This is a genomic window from Paraburkholderia sp., from assembly GCF_050742655.1.
GTDB lineage: Bacteria > Pseudomonadota > Gammaproteobacteria > Burkholderiales > Burkholderiaceae > Paraburkholderia.
Map to the genome: position 1 here is coordinate 501,675 of NZ_JBOIGG010000002.1, position 21,712 is coordinate 523,386.

The 21,712-nt window shown below is 64.3% G+C and carries 15 protein-coding genes; 8 read left to right on the plus strand and 7 right to left on the minus strand.

Annotated features, from left to right (window positions below):
- Nucleotides 1-13: 13 nt before the first annotated feature.
- The 3 genes from ACREXZ_RS04855 to ACREXZ_RS04865 form a co-directional block, all read right to left on the minus strand.
- Nucleotides 14-925 carry a hypothetical protein gene (locus ACREXZ_RS04855; RefSeq protein ID WP_431762896.1) on the minus strand — a complete coding sequence of 304 codons (912 nt, stop codon included), beginning with the start codon at nucleotides 923-925 and terminating at the stop codon, nucleotides 14-16.
- A 251-nt stretch (nucleotides 926-1,176) separates the two neighbouring features.
- A complete protein-coding gene (locus ACREXZ_RS04860) occupies nucleotides 1,177-1,632 on the minus strand; it encodes a MarR family winged helix-turn-helix transcriptional regulator (protein ID WP_431762897.1) in 456 nt (151 codons plus the stop codon).
- A gap of 117 nt (nucleotides 1,633-1,749) precedes the next feature.
- Nucleotides 1,750-3,222, minus strand: a complete 1,473-nt coding sequence (locus ACREXZ_RS04865) for a hypothetical protein (protein ID WP_431762898.1) — start codon at nucleotides 3,220-3,222, stop codon at nucleotides 1,750-1,752.
- Between ACREXZ_RS04865 and ACREXZ_RS04870 the strand changes: the two genes are divergently transcribed.
- On the plus strand, nucleotides 3,203-3,499 hold the full coding sequence (locus tag ACREXZ_RS04870; protein WP_431762899.1) for a hypothetical protein: 297 nt from the start codon (nucleotides 3,203-3,205) through the stop codon (nucleotides 3,497-3,499). The genes ACREXZ_RS04865 and ACREXZ_RS04870 overlap by 20 nt on opposite strands.
- 329 nt (nucleotides 3,500-3,828) lie before the next feature.
- Here the strand turns inward: ACREXZ_RS04870 and ACREXZ_RS04875 are convergent, their stop codons facing one another.
- The gene (locus tag ACREXZ_RS04875) at nucleotides 3,829-4,980 is read right to left on the minus strand and encodes an FAD-dependent oxidoreductase (protein WP_431762900.1); all 1,152 of its coding nucleotides are present in this window, start codon (nucleotides 4,978-4,980) and stop codon (nucleotides 3,829-3,831) included.
- Nucleotides 4,981-5,594: 614 nt separating this feature from the next.
- On the opposite strand from ACREXZ_RS04875, the gene ACREXZ_RS04880 reads away from it, so the two are divergent.
- Nucleotides 5,595-6,719, plus strand: coding sequence for a hypothetical protein (locus ACREXZ_RS04880; protein WP_431762901.1), 1,125 nt, complete (start codon nucleotides 5,595-5,597; stop codon nucleotides 6,717-6,719).
- Between the two features lie 105 nt (nucleotides 6,720-6,824).
- Here ACREXZ_RS04880 and ACREXZ_RS04885 read toward each other — a convergent pair whose 3' ends face one another.
- Entirely contained in the window at nucleotides 6,825-9,131 is a 2,307-nt protein-coding gene (locus tag ACREXZ_RS04885) for a beta-glucosidase (protein WP_431762902.1), read from the minus strand.
- A gap of 677 nt (nucleotides 9,132-9,808) precedes the next feature.
- On the opposite strand from ACREXZ_RS04885, the gene ACREXZ_RS04890 reads away from it, so the two are divergent.
- The 6 genes from ACREXZ_RS04890 to ACREXZ_RS04915 all read left to right on the plus strand — a co-directional run bounded on the left by ACREXZ_RS04890 (nucleotide 9,809) and on the right by ACREXZ_RS04915 (nucleotide 19,552).
- On the plus strand, nucleotides 9,809-11,995 hold the full coding sequence (locus tag ACREXZ_RS04890; RefSeq protein ID WP_431762903.1) for a carbohydrate-binding protein: 2,187 nt from the start codon (nucleotides 9,809-9,811) through the stop codon (nucleotides 11,993-11,995).
- 338 nt (nucleotides 11,996-12,333) lie between these two features.
- On the plus strand, nucleotides 12,334-14,766 hold the full coding sequence (gene nirB / locus ACREXZ_RS04895) for a nitrite reductase large subunit NirB (RefSeq protein ID WP_431762904.1): 2,433 nt from the start codon (nucleotides 12,334-12,336) through the stop codon (nucleotides 14,764-14,766).
- A complete protein-coding gene (nirD, locus tag ACREXZ_RS04900; RefSeq protein WP_431762905.1) occupies nucleotides 14,763-15,122 on the plus strand; it encodes a nitrite reductase small subunit NirD in 360 nt (119 codons plus the stop codon). Before nirB ends, nirD begins: the two co-directional genes overlap by 4 nt.
- A 20-nt stretch (nucleotides 15,123-15,142) precedes the next feature.
- Nucleotides 15,143-17,833, plus strand: a complete 2,691-nt coding sequence (locus ACREXZ_RS04905) for a molybdopterin-dependent oxidoreductase (RefSeq protein ID WP_431762906.1) — start codon at nucleotides 15,143-15,145, stop codon at nucleotides 17,831-17,833.
- Nucleotides 17,834-17,859: 26 nt separating this feature from the next.
- Nucleotides 17,860-18,432, plus strand: a complete 573-nt coding sequence (locus tag ACREXZ_RS04910) for an ANTAR domain-containing response regulator (RefSeq protein ID WP_431762907.1) — start codon at nucleotides 17,860-17,862, stop codon at nucleotides 18,430-18,432.
- 13 nt (nucleotides 18,433-18,445) lie between these two features.
- Nucleotides 18,446-19,552: a CmpA/NrtA family ABC transporter substrate-binding protein gene (locus ACREXZ_RS04915; RefSeq protein ID WP_431762908.1), complete on the plus strand. Its 1,107-nt coding sequence runs from the start codon at nucleotides 18,446-18,448 to the stop codon at nucleotides 19,550-19,552.
- Here the strand turns inward: ACREXZ_RS04915 and ACREXZ_RS04920 are convergent.
- Both ACREXZ_RS04920 and ACREXZ_RS04925 read right to left on the minus strand, forming a co-directional pair.
- Entirely contained in the window at nucleotides 19,518-20,924 is a 1,407-nt protein-coding gene (locus tag ACREXZ_RS04920; RefSeq protein ID WP_431762909.1) for a sensor histidine kinase N-terminal domain-containing protein, read from the minus strand. The genes ACREXZ_RS04915 and ACREXZ_RS04920 overlap by 35 nt on opposite strands.
- Nucleotides 20,921-21,592 (minus strand): response regulator, encoded by a 672-nt coding sequence (locus ACREXZ_RS04925; protein WP_431762910.1) that lies wholly within the window; start codon nucleotides 21,590-21,592, stop codon nucleotides 20,921-20,923. Before ACREXZ_RS04925 ends, ACREXZ_RS04920 begins: the two co-directional genes overlap by 4 nt.
- Nucleotides 21,593-21,712: the final 120 nt, after the last annotated feature.

A 21,712-nucleotide genomic window follows, 5' to 3' on the forward strand; every position in this document is an offset into this window, starting at 1 on the left:
GGAGCGCGCGACTTTACGTCGCGTCGGACATCGTGATGTTGACGGTCTTGCTCGGGTCGCCGGCCAGTCCCATCGCGGCTGCGTCGTCGGTCGGGTTCATGTACGCGCGGATCGCATCGCCGTCGCCTGCCATGCGTCCATCGGACAGCGTGACGGTCATGTTCTCGGCGTTGCCACCGAAATCCTTGTTGCCGTCCACCTTGCTGATGTCGGGATTGCCGGCGCCGGTCGTCTGGCCATTGTCGGCGCCGCCGTCCTCGTACAGCACCTCGTTCGGATGCGTGTTGCCGTTTGCATCCGACGGCGAGATCCGCACGCCGATGTCGCCCGAGCCCGCGGTGAACGTGCCGGTCTGGCCCGGCGCAAGCGTCATGGTCGCCTTGTTCGCACCCTGCACGGAGTAGGTGAACGACTGGGTGCGGTTCGTATCGTTGGTGAAGTTGAACGTCTTGTCGCTGCCGGTACCGGTATTGATCGTCTGCGTCGACGCGGGACTGACGCCGTCGATCGCGGCCGCCTGCGGCACGCCGCCGGCGTTGTTCGACAGGCCGGTTGCGCCGGTACCCGATGTGCCGGACGCACCTGATACTCCGCTCGCCGGATTGACCGGCGTGGGCTGCGGGGCCGGATTGGCCACTGGTGGGGCCGTATTGGTCGCTGGTGGCGCCGGGTTGGTCGCTGGTGGCGCCGCATTGAAGGCGGTTGGCGAAAAACCAGACCCGCCCGCGCCACCCGTCCCGCCGACCGGCGGCGTGGACGAAGAATCGTCCCCGGCCTGCCCCGGCATCGCGTTCTGCAGCATCGCGAGCAACTCCTGAATGAACTGCAGGATATCCTGCTGGCTCAGACCGCCTGTCGAGCTGGTGCCGGTCATCGGCTCGAATGACGTGACCGGGTAGCCGCCTTGAAGAGTGATGCCTGTCATGATCGTCCTCGTCCGCAAATAGAAGATGTCGACGTACTTCGCTTTACGCTACCCGCCTTGCGCTTCCGTTCTCGAAGCATCCAGACGTCGTTCGGTCGGCTGATGGCGTTCGCCGGAAGCGATTGCGGTTCGAATGTACGACGTGCCCGTCGGATGGATGTCGCCCAATACGAAATTACGGCGTGCGGCGCGAAGCGTTCGCGGTAGTTCAATCGTCGTGGAGTTGACGAGGCACCGCGATCTCCAGATGGCTACGACTCGCCTTCTTCCTGCGCGATCCTGTCCAGGTTCGCGCTGATCTTCTGCAGCATCCCGGTCAGTTGCGTGATTTCATCGGCACTGAGGCCCGCGAGCGCCGCCTCGCTGCCCGCCATCAAGACCGCGCGAACCCGCGACAGCCGCTTCGCGGCGTCGGGCGTCAGCGAAATGAGCCGGCTGCGTTTGTCGTCGGGAGCCGGCACGCGATCGATGATCCCGTCGCGCTCCATACGGCTCAGCAACTGCGCCATCGTGGGCTGCTCGACGCGCGCGAGCCGGGCCAGTTCGGACTGGGGCAATGCCCGGCCGCCCTTGAGCGCGTACAGCACAGGCGTATGCGCGACAGCAAATCCCAGCGCGCGCAGGCGCTTGTCGAAGATGCGCGTGAACCCGCGATTGATCAGCCCGATCAACGGCATCGGATTGAGGGGGAGATTTCTTTTACCCATGAATTCGAGGCCCGGCGGCGAGCCGCCTGTCGTTATTGCATAGGCGCCTATTGTATAAGGACGTACAGGAACCACGCGCCGGCCGACGCGCCCTCCCCGGCGCGTCGACTGCCGGCATCACGCGCCGCGGTTCGCCTGCCAGTGCGCGCCCGCCGCATAGGCCGTCGACCACCCGGCCCATGCGCCTTCGAGTGCGACGTACTTCGTGATCGACGACACCATATGCCCGACCTTCGGCTTGTCGGCGAAGGCCTGCGCGACGGCACCGCTAACCGTGAACGGCACAGACAGACCGGCTGTGAGAGACACCGACGACGCGATGAGCCCGGCGTCGGTCGTGGCACGTACGACACCTTCGGGGAACTTCGTCACGACGTTCTTCACGTGATTGACCGTACCCATCGCCGCCTCACCCGCGTAGGCGAGCGTGGACTGCTTCGACGCGCGGACACACTCGCGCAGATTTTGCCGTGCAAAGAAGAGCGGCAGACCCGTGCGGCCTTGACGCTCGTCCAGCTTGTGCTGGATGAAGGTCGCGCCGATACCCGCGGCGATGTTTGTCACCGGAGCAATAGCCGCCTCGATGTTCGCCGCCGCGTCGACGCCGACCGTATAGGTCGTCGCGGCCGACACGGCCATGCGCGTCGCGTAGGAAGCGCCGAAAGCGCCGACCCACGAGATATTGGTTTCCTTGATTGCATCGCCGAGGCCTTGTGCATTGAGGTTGCGCAAATTCTCCGGCAGATGCTCTGCCGCGGGACGCTTGTAGTAGGCGTCCTTGAACGTCGCCTCCTTGGCTGGTGTCGAGATTGCGTCCGACGCGCCGGCGACGAGGCCGCCTAACGCGCCCTGTAGCGCTCTGGTACCCGCCGGCGTGGCGGTCGTCAGTTCCAGGGACAGCGGCCCGTAGGTGAACGGGAGGTCCGGCAGGTTGAAATGCGCACCGCCGACGGTTCCATTACCCAGCCGCATCAGGTTGTCGCGGCACATCACCGTGCGTGCAAGCTGGAGGAGCTCTGCCTTCCCCGTGATGCCCTCTTCCTGGAGGATGTCGCGCTGGTTATCGACGAACGCGTTGAACACCGTATCGTTCGCGAAATGCGAGCGCAACGGCCGCAGGATGTAGTGCACGCCGCCACGCAGATCGTCCGGCAACGCCCGTTTCAGATGCGCGATGTCATTGACTTCGCGATGCTGCTGGAGTACTTCCGCGTGCGTGAGCCCGGGCGATGCCGGACGCTCGATCTGCGACGGGTCACGCGACGCGCGATCGGGCGTATGCGTTCTCACGGGCGAGTGCGTGCCGCTGTTCCGCACGATTTCGTCGACCGGCTGTTGTTCCACCGGCTCCTCGACCTGATCGCGATCGGGCGAATGCGTTCTCGCGGGCGAGTTCGTATCGCCGTTCCGCACGATTTCGTCGACCACCTGTTCCACCTGCTCCTCGATCTGATCGACTTCGTCCAACTGGGCGTCGTCGACTCCAAGCACATGAACCTGCGTGGTCTGCTCGACACCGTTTTCGTCGCGCGCGGTCAACGTCAGTTCTGACAGCGACTGGACCGCGTCCTTGAAACTGTCGTTCGACACGCTGCTGGAGGCGGAATGCGAACCGGCGCGTCCGGATGCGGGCTGCCTCGGCGGCGTCAATTGCGGCTGCGACGCGACGCTGGCAGGTCGTGACTGCTGCCGGGGCGGGGTCAGCGGCAGCGACGTGCGCGTTCTGACCGGCAGGGTCAAACCGGTGGTCGAAAGAGGCGCGTCGGAATCCGTCGAGCCGCTCTGCGCCGGGACAGAACTTCGCGCCGGCGACGAACCGGTACTGCGGGGCCGCAATCCTTCGACCGACTGGCGCGCCATCGTATAAACGGAGCCGCCACTCTCCGAGTCGGAATGGTCTGCTTCGGGAAGCTGCGCCGGGTTGGGCTGAACGCCGTGACTCGAGGCTGGACGGGAGACGTTGGTCATGATTCCACCTTGGATAAGAAATTGAGCGACATGGCCCATTTTCATTTTTTCCACGGTCGATCAATAAACCAGCGCGAAGCAATAACGCGTGATGCGAATATTCGCCAGCATGCCAAACCAGATTTTTTCCGAACCGTTCGCTAAACGGGCTTCACGGCCAACGCTTCGGGATGCCGAACCCCTACCGGCGCTCCCATTCTTTGGGAAACCTGCCGCAATATCGCCGCGTCACGTCGGAATCAGCTCGGCCTGATGGCTTCGATACAGTTCGAGTGTCAACGCTTCGCCGTCGTGCGACAGAAACGTGGCAGCGCCTTCCGCGGCACCTTCCGCCGACTCGACGATCCGCGCGAACATCTGCGTTTCGTACTCCGTCACGGCGGCGCTCCAGTCATCGTTCCCGACGAGCAAGCGCGCGAGTTCGGATGCATCGAACATCGCGTTGTTCACACCGTCGCCACCGAACGGCGACATCACGTGCGCCGCGTCGCCGATCAGCGTAAGACCCGCCCGATGTTGCCAGCAGTGCCCCACGGGCAACGCGTGGATTGGGCGCACGGCGAAGCAGTCGTTACCGGCGCGGAAAAGATCGAGAATCCCTTCGTCGAAGCCCTCGAATTCGCGGATGAGTTCTTCGCGAACCGCGGCCGGCGACGCGAAGTCGAAACGCTTTGCAGCCCAGTCGACAGGCACGCGAAAGATCGCATACACGCGCACATGGGCGTTGCCGTTGCGTTGCGCGATGAGGCATTTTCCGTCGGCCTCCACGCTCATCTTGCCGCGCCCGACCAGTAGCGACAGCGCGGGATGCCGTTCGTCGATATCGTCGATACCGAATTCAATGAACACGAGGCCGCTGTATTGAGGCTTGTACGGCGACAGCAATGGACGCACGCGCGACCACGCGCCGTCCGCACCGACCACGAGGTCGAACGGACCTTCGGCGCCCCGCTCGGTCACGACATGCCAGCGGTTGTCGTCCGCGGGCGATACGTCGCTCACCGCACTACCCCAGCGAACGACGCCGGCCGGCAGCGACGCCAGCAATATCGCGCGAAGCGCGGTACGGTCGACTTCCGGACGATCGCCCGCAGACGCATCCGCCTGTTCGAACAGCACGCGCCCCGCCTTGTCGAGCAGGCGCGTGCCCTGGTCCTCGTAGCGCGCAATCGAATAGAACGCCTGCTGAAGGCCCGCGCGCTCCAGCGCCGCGATGCCCGAGTCCTCGTGAAGATCCAGTGTTCCGCCTTGCGGCCGTTCCAGCGGATGTGCTTCGCGCTCGAATACGACGACGCCGACGCCGTGCAGATCGAGAAGACGAGCCAGCGTGAGACCGCCCGGCCCTCCGCCAACGATGGCGACGTGCCGTTTCGCTTTCATCGAGTTCATCCTTCAAAAAAAACATAGGTGGCTATATAAAATCATAGTTGCCCGGCGAAATCAACCCTGGACCCATCGACGAGGGGAGCGTCGCGGCCACTGTCCGTGGTTCACGCACAGTGCGGCAGTGTCGCAGTGTGATAGCAATATTCATCGAAGACAAATCCTGCTACGACGCGCGAAGCGTAGCCGGCAGCGCCGGTCACCTTTCTAAAAGTTAATTTACCTTTACACATAAATACCGTGGCTATTCCTATTGCGGAATAAATCGCATTCCATTTCCAATGACACGGCGCAACATTTATCGCATTTTTATTTCCAGCATGTCAGTCCCTACAAGAAAGCCTGCTTCTGCGCCTGTACCGCATCGCGTCAAGGCTCCTACCATTCCTCGCCACTTCGGTCGATAACGGACATCGCGCGCGAAGAAATATTACATTCCACCGCTTTATCGACCAGGATTATTTTTCAAATCAATTACACATATAGCGGGAGATAAATGCCAACGATAAATAAGATTTATTTTTCGATCTTTCGGCGCACCCGCATTGTTTCCGCACAGCCATTGATCCCCCGATCGATGGTCCGTTGTCAGAACCAAAGGAGACAGTTCGATGCAAACCCGATCATTGACCGTGTTGCTGCTGACCGCGGCCGTCATGGCAGGCTGCGGAGGGGGCAACAACGTCAGCAGCACGCCAACCCCGCCGAAGCTGGTGACCAACATCGCCGTACCCAATGCGTCGAGCCCCGCGTTCAGCTTCGACATCGGCTACACCGAAGCGGGCCAATACTTTCTTGCCGACCGCAACAACAAGACCGTGGACGTCGTGAACACGAAATCGAATACGCTGATCGCGCAGATTCCCGGACCGTTCACCGGTGCCGGCGCGACGACGAACGAGTCCGGACCCGACGGCATCGTCGGCATCACGGGCACGCACACGATCTACGTCGGCGATGTCGACTCGGTCAAGGTCATCGACACGAACGCGCAGAAGACGGTCAACACGATCGCCATCAGCAATTCGGGCTCGCGCGTCGATGAAGGTTGCTACGACCCCGACGACCATCTCGTGATGTTCGCGAGCCCCGGCGACTCGCCTCCGTTCGTCACGCTCATCTCGACCGTCACGCAGGCGCCGGTGGCGAAGCTCACGTTCAACGGCTCGTCGGGCCTCGAAGCATGCGTCTACGATTCCGCGTCAAAGAACTTCCTGATCAACAACGACGGAACCGCCGCGAACCCCGACGGCGAACTCGACGTGATCACCGCCAGCTCCGCGGCGGCCGGCACACCGACAGTCAGCAAGACGTTCCCGCTCGGCACATGCGCGCCCGCGGGCATCGCGCTGGGACCGAACAACGACGTGCTCATCGGGTGCGATCCGCCGGCCGGCAATCCGCTCATCACGCTGATCCTGGATCGCACGAGCGGCGCCATTCAGTCCACCATTCCGTTCGGCGGCACAGACCAGGTCGCGTACGATCCCACGTCCAACCGCTATTTCCTGCCGGCACGACACTACGTGACCGGCGGCACCGCGGCCGCTTCGGGATTCAATCCGCAGATGGGCGTCGTCGACGGATCGACACGGAAGCTGCTCTTCATGGTCGCGGTGGGCACCGGCGCGCACTCGGTCGCAATCGACAGTTCGCTCGGACAGGTGTACGTGCCGTTCCAGGCAGGCTCGGGTGCGTTCCCGAACGGCGGCATTTCTGTTTTCTCGACGCAGTAGCGTAGTCGCCGCAAGAGCCCCGGGGGCAGCGTCGCCGTCCCCGGGGCTCCATCACATCACCCGCTCATCACGTCGCCTCGCCTCGCAGGATGGCGGTCACGCGATCTAGCTCTTCGACAACCGGATATCGCGCGACGACGCACCCACATACACCGAGCTACCCGGCACATACTTCCACCGGTTGTTCGCGAGGTCCCAGATGCTTTGATCGGTGGCCGATACGGTCACGCTAACGGTCCGCGATTCGCCGGGCTGCAGCGTCAACCGGCTCCATCCGCCGAGCCGCTTCGGCGGTTCGGCCGGGTCCTTGATGCCGAGGTACACCTGCGGCACGTCGGTACCGGCCACCTGCCCATCGTTCTTCACCGTGAAGCTGACGATCAGATCGTGCCAGGGCGTATTGCGCACCGACAGACGCGAGTACGTGAAATGCGTGTACGACAGACCGTAGCCGAACTCGAACAACGGCTTGATGTTCTCGCTGTCATACCAGCGGTAGCCGATCTTCAGCTTTTCGCTGTAGACCGGATTCGTCGCGAAGGTCCCGTTTTGCCCCCACGTCGGGCTATCCTGGTCGCGGACCGGGAACGTCACCGGCAACCGCCCCGACGGATTGACCATGCCGAACAGCACGTTCGCGATCGCTGGTGCACCAGCCTGCCCCGGGTACCACGCATCAACCACCGCGGCGACGTTGTCGATCCACGGCATCAGCACCGGGTTGCCGGCCTCGACGACGACGATCGTATGCGGGTTGACCGCGGCCACCGCACTGACCAGATCATTCTGGTTCGACGGGTTCGCCAGATTCAGGCTGGCGAGGTCCGCGAAATCCTCGCCGGCCGGCTGCGCGACGACGACGATCGCGACATCCGACTGGCTCGCCAGCGCCACCGCCGCATCGATCTGATCCTGCGTGTAGGCGACGAACGGATTGTTCTGATCGTTGTTCCCCGCGTACGTGACCTTCGCGGCCGGGGCGAGTTGCTGGATCGCCTGCACGATCGTCGTGTTCACCTTCAGCCACGGGTTGGGCCACCAGTGGCAACCCGTGCCCGTCGGAAACGTCAGCCCGCCGCATCCCGCGAACGCACCGGTCACCGGGTCGCGCGTATTGCCCGACCCGCCGCCCGCAAGTATCCCCGCGTCCGCATGCCCGCCGATCACCGCGATGTTCTTCAGATTCGCGGCGGCGAGCGGAAGCTGCCCCTGACTGTTCTTCAGCAGCACGATGCTGCGTTCCTCGGCGGCCTGCGCGAACGCATTCGCTTCGTCGAAATTCACGGTGCCGGGTTTCGCGGGATCGTCCATCACGCCGAGACGGATCATCGTGTAGAGCTTGCGGCGCACCATGTCATCGAGGCGCGCCTGGGTGATCGCGTGGCTTTGCAGCGCCTGCGTGACAGGCCCGGGCGTCAGATACATCGTCGGCCCGACGTTCTCTTCTTCGTCGAGGCCGGCGTTGATCGCGTTCGCCGTGCTGTGCGTCGCGCCCCAGTCGGACTGCACCTGCCCCTTGAAGTGCCAGTCGTTCTTCAACACGTCGGAGAGCAGGTGCACGTTTTCACACGTGTAGAAATCGTTCAGCTTGTTGTAGCCGCACATCACGCTGCCAGGATCGGCCTCCTTCACCGCGATCTCGAACGGCCGCAGATAGAGTTCGCGCAAAGTCCGTTCGTCGATCTGGCTGTTGCCGCCGCCGCGGCCGGTTTCCTGCTCGTTGCCCGCAAAGTGCTTGATCGTCGCGATCACCTTGCGGCTTTGCGTGCCGTCGGTCCGCGCGGCGAGCAGTTCGCCGGCGAGCAGCGGGTCTTCGCCGAGGTACTCGAACGAGCGCCCGCCGCGGGGTTCGCGCATCAGATTCGTGCCTCCGCCTAACCCCATCGAAAAGCCCTGTGCGCGGATCTGCGTGGCGATCTGCGCGCCATAGTCGTACGACAGCCTCGGGTCCCAGCTTGCGGCGATCGCGATCGTCGCCGGGAACGTCGTGCTGGGCTGCGACGGACTACCTCCGCCCGTCGACGAATCGACCATGTTCAGATCGGGAATGCCGAGCCGCGGAACGCCCTGGATATAACCGCCCCCGCCGAGGGGCACCTGGCTCATCTGATACTCGGAGTGAATGAGTTGAAGCTTCTCGCTCTGCGTGAGCAGCGCCAGCAGCGCGCTGGCACGCAGGCTCGCGAATATCGACGACACTGACGTCTTCGCGGATGCCTTGAAGTCCGCGTCGCTCGATGTGGACGAAGAAGCAGACGAAGCCGATGAGGCCGACGAAGCCGCTGCCGCCACCGCCGCCGCGTTGGCCGAGAACTGCGCGGCCGAACCGGTCCCGCCCGAGTCGCCGCCACAACCAGTAACCGCACCGGCAACGATTAGCATCCCTATGCATAACGGATAACGCAATGTCATGTCACTCCTCCGTTGTTCATGCCTGGTTCACTGCGTGAGCCCTGACGCGGGCGAAAGTCTGGAAAAATCGCATCGCTACCATCGATACGCCGATCTCAATCCGGCCAATACGATGACCTCCATCGGCAAATCGGAAATAACAAAGAAAATCAATTGAAATATCTTGCAAGTACGCTACCCGATCTTGCCGAGTCCTTTAATTCCACATCGCATCGCAACATACTGTTCAAGATGAAAATATTGCTGCAATGCACGAATGGAAGCGCTTCCACTTAATCTCTCTCAACTTAGTAACTGCACTCGCCCAGATCAATCAGGGTTTGTATGGACATGCTCGTAAAAGCAAGACAGGCTGGGGCTCTCCGGAGACTCGTGCCGTTTCACAACGGCGCCCCAATTCTCAACAAAACTCAAACTGCATGATCTAGCGAGAATCCCTGCAAAGTCATTCATCTCAATATCGCACCGTGTGCGATTGCGACATTCAAATGACATCGAGCCAATACGCATCCCAAAAAATGCAATTCACCACATTAATCTTCTTTCTTTTCCGGTAAGTATTCCCACCTGCTGGGATAGCCAAAAAAATCTGGAATCCCGTCGTCATGCTGAATATAGTCACCTCCGAAACTCGACTTGCTTTTCTGCAGAGCCAGAAGTTCAACGAGGAGACAGACATGAACCTGCTCATGGTCAAACGCTGTGCGGTCGCGCTGATAACCGGCGTGGCTGTAAGTGTGTCGCTGGGTTTGTCGGGTTGCGGCGGTGACGCGCCGGGTGGCAGCAGCGCCGCCGCATCGTTAAAGAGCGAAGCGAATACGGCAGCATCCGCATCTGCTGCCAGCAACCAGTCCGATGCGCGGCAGAACCGGCCCGGCTACCGGCAGATCGCCGTCGTGCCGCCGCCGATGGGATGGTCGTCGTGGAACAGTCTCGCGGAGAACGTGAATTACAACACGATCAAGGGAGTAACCGACGGCATGGTCGCGCTGAACGCGCAGATCAAGTCCGGCGCGAAGTACCAGTATGTGAACACCGATGAAGGCTGGTGGACGTCCGGCACGAGAGACGCCAACGGCAACTTCATCATCGACAACACGCAATGGCCCGGCGGCATGGCGGCCATCGCGCAATACATCCACAGCAAAGGCCTCAAAGCCGGTATCTATATCGATGCCGGTCCGCAGGGCTGCGGCACGCGAACCAACGGCACGCACTTCGTCGGCAGCGATTTCGCGCACTACGATCACGACTTCCTGCAGTTCGCGCAATGGGGCTTCGACTTCGTGAAGGTCGACTTCTGCGGCGGCCGCGCGGCCGGCTACGATCCGCAGCAGGCCTACGTGGCCATCGCCGATGCGATCGACAAGGCCTACGTGCAGACCGGCCAGCGCATCACGTTCAGCATCTGCGACTGGGGCACCATCGGCAGCGACAGCACGTATCCCGACTACAACGAAGGACCGTGGGACTGGGGCGCGGGCGTCGGCAGAATGTGGAGAACGACGGGCGACATCTACGGACCCAACAGCGGCGCGCCGAACTTCGGCAGTGTGGTCGGCAACTTCCTTGGCAACTACCATCCGGAAGGACAGCACACCGGCTACTACAACGACCCCGACATGATGGTCGCCGGCATGGGCATGACGCAGGTTCACGATCTGGCGCACATGAGCCTGTGGGCGATCGCCGGTGCACCGCTGATCCTCGGCGACGATCTGTCGAAGCCGATCAGCGCCGACACGACGCAATTGATGATCAACCCCGAGGTCATCGCGGTCGACCAGGATCCGCTCGGCACGCAAGGTTTGATGGTCGCGCAGTCCGGCGCGCAGCAGGTATGGGCGAAGCTGCTCGCGGGAAGCGGCCAGCGCGCCGTTGCGCTGTTCAACAACGGCGCGACCGATGCGCCGATGACAGTCAACTGGCAGCAGCTCGGCTTCGCGCCGAATACGCGCGCCGCGGTGCGCGACGTGTGGGCCGGCAAGAACCTCGGTTCGTTCGCCACGTCCTATACCGCGCCCACGGTCCCCGCGGGCGGCGTGGTGCTGCTCACGGTGAGCGGGACGGACGTCGCATCGACAACCTACCCACCCACGTCGCTCGGCGGCGGCGCATCGTACACGCGCTGCCCGGAATGCACCGGCGGCAAGATCGTCCGGGGCCTCGGCACGGTAACGTTCGGCAACGTCACGTCGACCACCGCCGGCGGCTTCGTCGAGATCGCGTACGCGAACCGCACACGCGAAACGCTGACCGCGCAACTCGTGACGAACGGCGGCGAGCCGACCACCGTCGCCTTCCCGCCGACCGGCCGTGACGGCAGCGTCGCGACCGTCACGGTGTACGTGGCGCTGCAGCAGTCGGGACAGAACTCGCTGACGCTGTCGAGCGCGGACAGCACCGCGCCCACGCCGGAAATCGCGTCGCTCGCGGTCGTTCCGGGGCCGCTTCGTCTGCCGCCGTTCAAGGCTGCCTACGAAGCCGAGGCATCGACCAGCGTCCTCGCGGGCGGCGCGCGCATCGCGTCGTGCAGCGCGTGTTCGGGTGGCGCGGACGTCGGCTACATCGGCAACGGCGGCACGCTGACGATGAACGACATCGCCGTGTCCGCGGACGGTACCTACACCGTGCAGATCGGCTACGCGAACGGCGACTCGTCGCCGCGCTCCGCGGACATCAGCTTCAACGGATCGACGCCCGTCACGATCGCGTTCCCGCCGACCGGTGGCTGGAACACCATCTCGACGCTCCCCGTCACCGGCACGTTCAAGTCCGGCAGCACGAATGCGCTGATCTTCTCGAACCCGTCGGGCTGGGCGCCTGACATCGACGGCATCAGTGCACCGACGGCCAGCCAGTAAACGACATTCTTCCCCACGCGCGGCGGCGCCCTCACGTTTGTCTCCGCCGCCGCGCCACATCAGTGCACCTCGCCCCATAGCCGCACTGCGGCGGTGCGTCATGCGCCGCCGCGAGCGGCCATTCTCCACCCTTTCTCCCTCTTTACCGCGCAAGAACATCGATGGCACACACGTTGCTTAAAGCCATGCGCTTCCCAGCAACGATGCGGGAGCGCATGAACCTGGCCTGATCGCGCAACGCACTGCGGCGATCGGCTGCTTTAGTCGGGCAATGACGTTCGACGTGCGTCGCATCCGTCCTCCCGCGAGGCAGCATGCGACCCAGCGACGGATCATCAATGAACTCTCCCCGACTCGTCGTCATCGGCAACGGCATGGCAGGCATCCGCACGCTCGAAGAGCTGCTGACGATCGCCCCGGGCCACTACGACATCACCGTCTTCGGCGCCGAGCCGCACCCGAACTACAACCGCATCCTGCTGTCGCCGGTTCTCGCCGGCGAACAGACCTTCGCCGACATCGTCCTCAATCCGCTTGCGTGGTACGAAGAGCACGGCATCCGGCTGCATGTCAGCAAGACCGTCGAGCGGATCGACCGTGTGCGCCGCATCGTCGTCGCGAGCGACGGCACGGAGGCGCCGTATGATCGTCTGCTGATCGCGACCGGCTCGACGCCGTTCATCCTGCCGGTGCCCGGCAACACGCTCGATGGCGTAATCACCTATCGCGACATCCACGACACACAATCGATGATCGACGCCGCGACCGTGAAGCAGCAAGCGGTCGTGATCGGTGGTGGCCTGCTCGGTCTCGAAGCGGCGAACGGTCTGAAGCTGCGCGGCATGAACGTCACCGTCGTGCATCTCGCGGACACGCTGCTCGAACGCCAGCTCGACGAAGCCGCAGGCAAGCTGTTGCAGCGCTCGCTCGAAGCACGCGGGCTCGACTTCCTGCTCGGCACGCAGACCGCCGCGATCGAAGGCAACGAAGCCGGCGCCGTATGCGACGTGCAGTTCAAGGACGGCACGCGCATCCCCGCCGATCTCGTCGTGATGGCCGCCGGCATCCGTCCGAATACCGCGCTCGCCGAATCGGCGGGTCTCTACTGCAATCGCGGCATCGTCGTCAGCGACGCGCTGCAAACCTACGATCCGCGGATCTACGCGGTCGGCGAATGCGTGAGCCATCGCGGCATCGCGTACGGCCTCGTCGCGCCGCTGTTCGAACAGGCCAAGGTTTGCGCGAACCACCTCGCGCTGATGGGCATCGGCAGCTACAAGGGCTCCGTGCTGTCGACCAAACTGAAGGTGACCGGCATCGATCTATTCTCCGCCGGCGACTTCAACGGCGGCGACAACACCGAGGAAATCGTGCTGTCCGATCCCGCGGGCGGCGTCTACAAGAAGCTCGTGATCAAGGACGATCAACTGGTCGGCGCGTGCCTGTACGGCGACACCGCCGACGGTGCGTGGTACTTCAAGCTGCTGCGCGAGGGACGCAAGCTCGGCGAGTTGCGCGATCACATCATGTTCGGCGAATCGAGTGTCGGCGATGCGGGCGTGCAAGGCCAGAGCCGTGCCGCCGCGATGGCCGACAGCGACGAAGTGTGCGGTTGCAACGGCGTGTGCAAAGGCACCATCGTCAAGGCGATCACCGAAAAAGGACTCTTCACGCTGGACGACGTGAAGAAGCACACCAAGGCGTCGAGTTCGTGCGGCTCGTGCACGGGCCTCGTCGAACAGATTCTGATGAGCACGGTCGGCTCGAACTTCCAGGAAACGCCGAAGACCAAAGCAATCTGCGGCTGCACCGACCGCAATCACAGCGAAGTGCGCAAGGCAATCCGCGAGCACCGGCTGCTCACGCACCGCGCGGTCTACGATTTTCTCGAATGGCGCACGCCGAACGGCTGCGCGACCTGCCGTCCGGCAATCAACTACTACCTGCTGTCGACGTGGCCGCGCGAGGCCGTCGACGATCCGCAGAGCCGCTTCGTCAACGAGCGCGTGCACGCGAACATCCAGAAGGACAACACGTTCTCCGTGATTCCGCAGATGAAGGGCGGCGTGACGACCGCGGCCGAACTGCGTCGTATCGCGGACGTCGCGGACAAGTACCACGTGCCGATGGTCAAGGTAACCGGCGGTCAGCGCATCGACCTGCTCGGCGTAAAGAAGGAAGACTTGCCGAACGTGTGGAAAGACCTCGGCATGAAGTCGGGCCACGCGTACGGCAAATCGATCCGCACGGTGAAGACCTGCGTGGGGAGCGAGTTCTGCCGCTTCGGCACGCAGAACAGCACGCAGATGGGCATCGATCTGGAAACGATGCTCGCGAACATGTGGTCGCCGCACAAAGTGAAGCTCGCGGTGTCCGGCTGCCCACGCAACTGCGCGGAGGGGGGCATCAAGGACGTCGGCGTGATCGCGGTGGACAGCGGCTGGGAACTGTACGTCGGCGGCAACGGCGGCATCAAGACGGAAGTCGCGCAGTTTCTCGTCAAGGTGAAGACGTCCGACGAAGTGAAGGAGTACACCGGCGCGTTCCTGCAGCTCTATCGCGAGGAAGCGTATTACCTCGACCGCACCGTGCATTACATCGCGCGCGTCGGACTCGACTACGTGAAGCGGAAAGTGGTCGACGACGTGTCGAACCGCCAGGCCCTCTACGAACGTCTGCTGTACTCGCTCGAAGGACTGCCCGATCCGTGGGAAGCACGCATCGCCGGTGCGCAGCAACGCGAATACATTCCGCTGAAGGTCGTCGCATGAAGAACGCCGACATGGACCTGGCCTCTCCCCCGGACACGCTGTCGTGGACCCGCGTCTGTACGGTAGACGACATCCCGTCGCTCGGCAGCCGTGTGCTGGAGCGCGACGGCGGCAACGTCGCGCTGTTCCGCACCGCGCGGGACACGGTGTTCGCGCTGCTCGACCGTTGCCCGCACAAAGGCGGAGCACTGTCGCAAGGCATCGTGCACGGCGACAGCGTGACCTGTCCGCTGCATGCGTGGAATATCGATCTCGCGTCGGGCACGGCGAAAGCGCCCGACGAAGGCTGCGCGCGCCGCTTCCCCGTGCGGGTCGACGCGGACGGCTCGGTGTTCGTCGACCTGACGTCCGCGTGACGCGGCCCGGCGGCGACGCGATGAAGACCGTGACTCGTTCCACCTGCTGCTACTGCGGCGTCGGTTGCGGTGTGCTGATCGAGGCGGAGCATGGGCGCATCATCGGCGTAACCGGCGACCCCGAGCATCCGGCGAATTTCGGCAAGCTGTGCAGCAAGGGCCTGGCGCTCGCCGCGACCGCGCAAAGCGACACGGGCCGCGCGTTGCAACCCGAACTGCGCACGCAGCGCGATGCACCGCGCGTACCAGTCACGTGGGATACCGCGCTCCATACGGTCGCCGAACGGTTCGCACAGATCGTCGAGCAGCACGGCCCGGATGCGGTAGCGTTCTACGTGTCCGGCCAACTGCTCACCGAAGACTATTACGTCTTCAACAAGCTCGCGAAGGGATTGATCGGCACCAACAACATCGACACCAACTCGCGGCTGTGCATGTCGAGCGCGGTGAGCGCGTACAAGATGGCGCTCGGCGCCGACGGGCCGCCCACCTGCTACGACGATCTCGAACACGCGCAGACCGTGCTGTTCGCGGGCAGCAACACGGCGTGGGCGCATCCGGTGCTGTACCGGCGCCTCGAAGAAGCGAAAGCCGCGAACCCCGACGTGCGCTGGATCGTCGTCGATCCGCGCCGCACCGATACCGCCGCGATGGCCGACCTGCATCTCGCGATCCAGCCGGGCACCGACGTCGCGCTATTCAACGGCATGCTGCATCACCTGATCTGGGAAGGGCTCGTCGACCGCGCGTTTATCGACGGGCACACGGTCGGCTTCGATGCCTTGAAGGCGCTCGTGCGCGAGTTCACGCCGCGCGCCGCGGCGGAACTGTGCGGGATCGCCGAGCGCGATCTGATGCAGGCAGCCGTCTGGTTCGGCACGAGCGACGCCGCGCTGTCGCTGTACTGCATGGGCCTCAACCAGTCGAGCCACGGCACCGACAAGAACCTCGCGCTGATCAACCTGCATCTCGCGACGCGCCAGATCGGCCGGCCCGGCGCAGGCCCGTTCTCGCTGACCGGCCAGCCGAACGCGATGGGCGGCCGCGAAGTGGGCGGCATGGCGACGATGCTCGCCGCCCATCGCGACATCGGCAACCCCGAGCATCACGCGGAAATCGAAAAGCTGTGGGGCCTGACGGGCATCCGCACGCTGTCGGACCGGCCCGGTCTGCCGGCCGTCGCGCTCTTCGACGCGCTACACAGCGGCAAGGTCAAAGCTGTGTGGATCGCGTGCACGAACCCGGTCCACTCGATGCCCGATATCGCCCGCGTGCGCGAGGCGCTCGACGCCGCCGAATTCGTCGTCGTGCAGGAAGCATTCATGCAGACCGACACGGTGCCCTACGCCGACGTCGTGCTGCCTGCCGCGACGTGGGGCGAGAAATCCGGCACCGTGACGAATTCCGAGCGCCGCATCTCGCGCGTGCGCGCCGCAGTGTCACCCGCCGGCGATGCACGGCCAGACTGGTGGATCGCCGCGCAGGTCGCACAGCGGATCGAGCGGCGTTTCGGCATTCCGACCGCGATGTTCGCGCATGCATCACCGGAGGCGGTGTTCGACGAGCATCGCGAACTGACGAAGGGCCGCGATCTCGACATCGGTGGTCTCGGTTACGCGACGCTCGATGCGCACGGTCCGCAGCAATGGCCGTTTCCGCAGGGCCACGAAACCGGCCTCGCGCGCCGCTATACCGACTTCGTATTCGCGACCGCAGACGGCCGCGCGCGCTTTCATGCGGTCCGCTATCTGTCGGTCGCCGATCCGATCAACCCGCGCTATCCGTTCCGTCTGCTAACCGGACGACTACGCGACCAGTGGCACGGGATGAGCCGCACCGGACGCATCGCGAAGCTGTTCGCACACGCACCGGCGCCCGCGCTCGACATGCCGCGCGGCGATGCGGCACGGCGCGGGTTGCGCGACGGCGATCTCGTGCGCGTCGCGAGCCGCCGCGGCGAACTGATCCTGCCGCTGCAGCTGTCCGACGATCTGCAGTCGGGCACCGTGTACGCATCGATGCACTGGAACGCGCAGTTCCTCGCGAGCGGCGGCATCAACGAAACGACTATCGGCGCCGTCGATCCGCACTCGTCGCAACCCGAACTGAAACACGCGGCCGTGCGCGTCGAAGCGGTCGATCTGCCGTGGCGCGCGGTCGCCGCGCGGCGCGGCGAAGCGCTCGCGATGCAGTCGGCGCTGCAACCGCTGCTGGCCGAATGTGCATACGCGGCGCTGACAATCGAAGCCGACGACGTGATCGTGCTGCGCGCCGCCGATCGCGCGGCGCCCGCGGGCTGGCTCGAACGGGTCTATGCGGCGCTCGATCTCGCACCCGGCAACGACACGCTCGAATACCGCGACACGCGACGCGGCCTTGACAAACGCGTGGTCTGGCGCGACAACACCATCGACGGCTTCGTGCTCGCAGGCGATACGACACGCGCCGATGCACTGCTCGCCGATCTGCGCGAACGCACGCCATGGGCCGGCCCGCGTTTTACGGTTTTTTCCACGGTGCGTGGCGAAAGCGTCAAGCGAGAACGTACCATCTGCAGTTGCAAGCAGATCGGCGAGACGCAGATCGTCGCGGCAATCGCGCGCGGCGCGAACGTCGCCGATCTCAAGGCGACGCTCGGCTGCGGCACCGTCTGCGGCTCGTGCGTCCCCGAACTTCGACGGCTATGCGAAAGCACAGCCGTAGCCCATTGACCTCGTCGCCGAGCGCCCCGCATCCGATGCTGCGTGTTCTTCTCGTCACCGATACCGACAAGCCGATAGGCGATCTGCGCGACACGCTCGCGCGGCTCGGCTACGACATGCTCGCCGGCACCGCGACACCGCAGGCACTGCATCGCACAGTGGAAAGCGAGCGGCCCGACGTGATCATCATCGATACCGAATCGCCGTCGCGAGACACGCTCGAACAGCTTGCCGTGATGAACGAAACCGCACCGCGCCCGGTGCTGATGTTCAGCAACGACGCGAACCAGCAGCTGATCCGCGACGCGGTGAACGCGGGCGTCACCGCGTATCTCGTCGAAGGACTCGCGACCGAACGGCTCGCGCCGATTCTCGAAGTCGCGCTCGCGCGTTTCGCGCAGGAAGCGCAGTTGCGCAGACGGCTCGCGCAGGCCGAGGGCGAACTCGCGGAACGCAAGGTGATCGACCGCGCGAAACGTCTGCTGATGGATCGCCAGAAACTGACCGAACCGGCCGCGTACGCGGCGCTGCGCAAGCTCGCGATGGACCGCGGCATGAAGCTCGCCGAAGTCGCGCGGCAGATCGTCGCCGCGTCAGTGCTGCCCTAACGACGTACTGCCCATGAATCCACACTCCTCCCTCTCCCCAACGCCCGGCGCCGGCCGGCTCGAGAAAACGCATCTGCGACTCGGCTTCGTCGCACTGTCGGACGCGGCACCGCTCGTGGCGGCGAAGCTGCTCGAGTTCGGCCACGCGCATGGCCTTACGCTGGAACTGCAGCGGCAGCCGTCGTGGGCCGCCGTGCGCGACAAGCTGCTCGCCGGCGATCTCGACGCGGCGCACGCGCTTTACGGGCTCGTGTATGGCGTCGAGATGGGCATCGGTGGCCCGCAGACCGACATGGCCGTGCTGATGGTGCTGAACCGCAACGGTCAGGCCATCACGCTGTCGAACCGTCTCGCCGATGCGCTGGCCGAAGCTGGGTCGCTGCCTCAGGCACTCGACACGCTCGGTCGCAAGGCGGTGTTCGCGCAGACCTTTCCGACCGGCACGCATGCGATGTGGCTGTACCAGTGGCTCGCTACGCAGCGCGTGCATCCGCTGCGCGACGTCGAAAGCGTTGCGATTCCGCCGCCGCAGATGGTCGCGGCGCTCGCGGAGGACAAGCTCGACGGCTTCTGCGTCGGCGAACCGTGGAACAGCCTTGCGGAAGCGCGCGGGCTCGGCCGCACCGTCGCGTACACGAGCGAGGTCTGGCCGGATCATCCGGAGAAAGTGCTCGCGTGCCGACGCGATTTCGTGCGGCGCTACCCGAACACCGCGCGTGCGCTCGTGCAGACGATGCTCGAAGCGTGCCGCTGGCTCGACGACGCCGGGCATCGTCATGAAATCGCGGACTGGCTCGCGCGGCCGGAATATATCGGCATCGACGCGGGGCTGATAGCCGCACGGCTTGGCAATGACACCGTCGCTGCGCCTGGCTCGAACCGCCTGCCGGTGCGTTTCTTCGACCACGGCGCCGTCAACTATCCGCGCATCGACGAAGGCGCGTGGTTCCTCGCGCAATACGCACGCTGGGGAATGATCGACGCGCGCGACGACTACCTGGCGATCGCCGCGCGGGTCAACCAGACGCAGCTTTATAGCGACGCAGCGACGGCAGTTGGCGTAACCGCCCACGATAGCGCGTCGTTTAGCCCTCCTCCGCCGCCGGGAAAATCACGCTGACGATCAGGCCACCGCCCGGTGCGTCGTCGAGCACGACGCGCGCACCGAGCACGCGCGCCACTTCGCGCACGATCGAGAGACCGAGTCCGCTGCCCTCGACCGCCTGGGTCGCTTCGCTGCGGTAGAAACGCTCGAACACCGAGTCTCGCTCGGCAGCAGCAATTCCTGGACCGTTGTCGATCACCTGAAACAGCGGGCCGTCGTCATTGTTCGCGACACGCACCGTGATCACTGCGTCGTCGCCCGCGTAGCGAATCGCGTTGTCGATCAGATTGCCGGCCAGTTCTGCGAGCAGATCGGTCTGGCCGATCACGTCGACGCGCGCGTCCTGCTCGAAACCGAGATCGATACCGCGTGCCCGCGCAACCGGCGACCAGTCGAGCGTCACGCTGCGCGCGATCTTGTGCAGCGGCACCCGCGTGCGCCGGACCGGATAGCCGCTGTCGGGATCGAGCCGCGACAGCGACAGCAGTTGCTGGACGATCCGCACCGCCTGCTTCACCGCACGGTTCAGGCGGCGGAGATGCACGCCTTGCCCGCTACCGCCTTCCACCCGCTCGTCGTCGCGCAACGCGAGTTCCGCTTCGGCCTGGATCACCGCGAGCGGCGTCTTCAACTGATGCGCGGCGTCCGTGAAAAAGCGCCGCCGCGACACCTGCATCCGCTGCGTACGGGCGATGTACTGATTGATCGCATCGACGAGCGGTGCGACCTCGCGCGGCAAGCCGTGCATGTCGAGCGGCGCGGGATCGTCGTCGGCGCGCGCTGCGACTTTCGCCGACAGCCGGTTCAGTGGCCGCAGCCCGCGCCCGACGCCGAGCCAGACGATCGCCAGCGCGAGCACTACCAGCATCCCCTCCTGTTGCAGCGACCCGATCAGGATGTCCCGTGCGAGCGCCTGGCGCGGCTCGATCGTTTCGCCGACCATCACCCACACCACGCGAGTCTGCGCACTCGGCACGTCGTGCACCGGCAGACGCAGCACCGCCATCCGCAACGGCTGGCCACGGAACACGGTGTCGTAGAAGCGCACCGAATACGCATCCCGTCCGCCCGGCCCGGGCCGTTGCAGGTCGGGATAGCCGGTGATCACCGGGCCGTTGTCCTCGCGAATCTGGTAGTAGATGCTGCCGCCGCCGTTCGCCTCGAACATCTCCAGCGACAGATACGGCAGATCGACTTCGATGCGTCCGTCACGCAGCCGGATGCCGTCGCGAATCGAGCGCAGCGAGAATTCGAGCGTCCGGTCGAATGCGGTGTGCGCGGCGTTCATTGCGCGGCGATAGGTCACCCACGAATCGACCGCAAGCAGCCCGAACAGCGGCAGCAGCAGCCAGAGCGCGACGCGGACGCGCAGATTCGAACGCATCATGCCGGCTTCGCCTCGAGCAGATAACCGAGCCCGCGCAGCGTGACGATGCCGACCGAACTGCGTTCGAGTTTCTTGCGCAGCCGATGTACATAGATTTCGATCGCATCCGCGTTCACCAATTCGTCGAGCCCGAAGATTTTCTCCGACAGTGTGTCCTTGTTGATCGCGCGGCCGTTGCGCAGGATCAGCACTTCGAGCACCGCGCGCTCACGCGGCGTCAGCGCGAGCGGTTCGCCGTCGAGATGAAAACCGCGATCGACGCTGTCGTAATACAGCGTGCCGCATTGCACGCTCAGCGGCTCGTGACCGTGACTGCGGCGAATCAACGCGCGTGCCCGCGCTTCCAGTTCGGTGAGTTCGAAGGGCTTGGCGAGATAGTCGTCGGCACCGAGATCAAGACCGCGCACGCGATCCTCGACCGAACCGTGTGCGGTCAGGATCAGCACCGGCACTGTGTTGCGACGCGCGCGCAGACGGCGCAACACCTCTAGCCCATCGAGCTTCGGCAGACCCAGATCGAGGATCACCAGCGCGTAGTCCTGGGTTCGCAGAACGTGATCGGCGGCCTCGCCGTCATGCATGCAATCGACTGTTAAACGGGCGCCCGTCAACGCGTCGGTCAGCGAGCGCGACAGGATCGGATTGTCTTCGACGAGCAGCACACGCATGGCCGGCACCTGGGGAAATCCATAAGCGGAAAAGCCCATTTTCCTTCACTTTGGTCAAAAACTGAAAGCATTCGGAAAGCATTAAACCCTTACCATCCGCCTACACAAAAACCGATACCG

Coding starts and splice junctions, on each gene's coding strand:
- ACREXZ_RS04860 (WP_431762897.1), bottom strand. CDS start 1,632: ATGGGTAAAAGAAATCTCCCCCTCAATCCGATGCCGTTGATCGGGCTG.
- ACREXZ_RS04905 (WP_431762906.1), top strand. CDS start 15,143: ATGAAGACCGTGACTCGTTCCACCTGCTGCTACTGCGGCGTCGGTTGC.
- ACREXZ_RS04890 (WP_431762903.1), top strand. CDS start 9,809: ATGAACCTGCTCATGGTCAAACGCTGTGCGGTCGCGCTGATAACCGGC.
- ACREXZ_RS04915 (WP_431762908.1), top strand. CDS start 18,446: ATGAATCCACACTCCTCCCTCTCCCCAACGCCCGGCGCCGGCCGGCTC.
- ACREXZ_RS04925 (WP_431762910.1), bottom strand. CDS start 21,592: ATGCGTGTGCTGCTCGTCGAAGACAATCCGATCCTGTCGCGCTCGCTG.
- ACREXZ_RS04920 (WP_431762909.1), bottom strand. CDS start 20,924: ATGATGCGTTCGAATCTGCGCGTCCGCGTCGCGCTCTGGCTGCTGCTG.
- ACREXZ_RS04885 (WP_431762902.1), bottom strand. CDS start 9,131: ATGACATTGCGTTATCCGTTATGCATAGGGATGCTAATCGTTGCCGGT.
- nirD (WP_431762905.1), top strand. CDS start 14,763: ATGAAGAACGCCGACATGGACCTGGCCTCTCCCCCGGACACGCTGTCG.
- ACREXZ_RS04880 (WP_431762901.1), top strand. CDS start 5,595: ATGCAAACCCGATCATTGACCGTGTTGCTGCTGACCGCGGCCGTCATG.
- nirB (WP_431762904.1), top strand. CDS start 12,334: ATGAACTCTCCCCGACTCGTCGTCATCGGCAACGGCATGGCAGGCATC.
- ACREXZ_RS04855 (WP_431762896.1), bottom strand. CDS start 925: ATGACAGGCATCACTCTTCAAGGCGGCTACCCGGTCACGTCATTCGAG.
- ACREXZ_RS04910 (WP_431762907.1), top strand. CDS start 17,860: ATGCTGCGTGTTCTTCTCGTCACCGATACCGACAAGCCGATAGGCGAT.
- ACREXZ_RS04875 (WP_431762900.1), bottom strand. CDS start 4,980: ATGAAAGCGAAACGGCACGTCGCCATCGTTGGCGGAGGGCCGGGCGGT.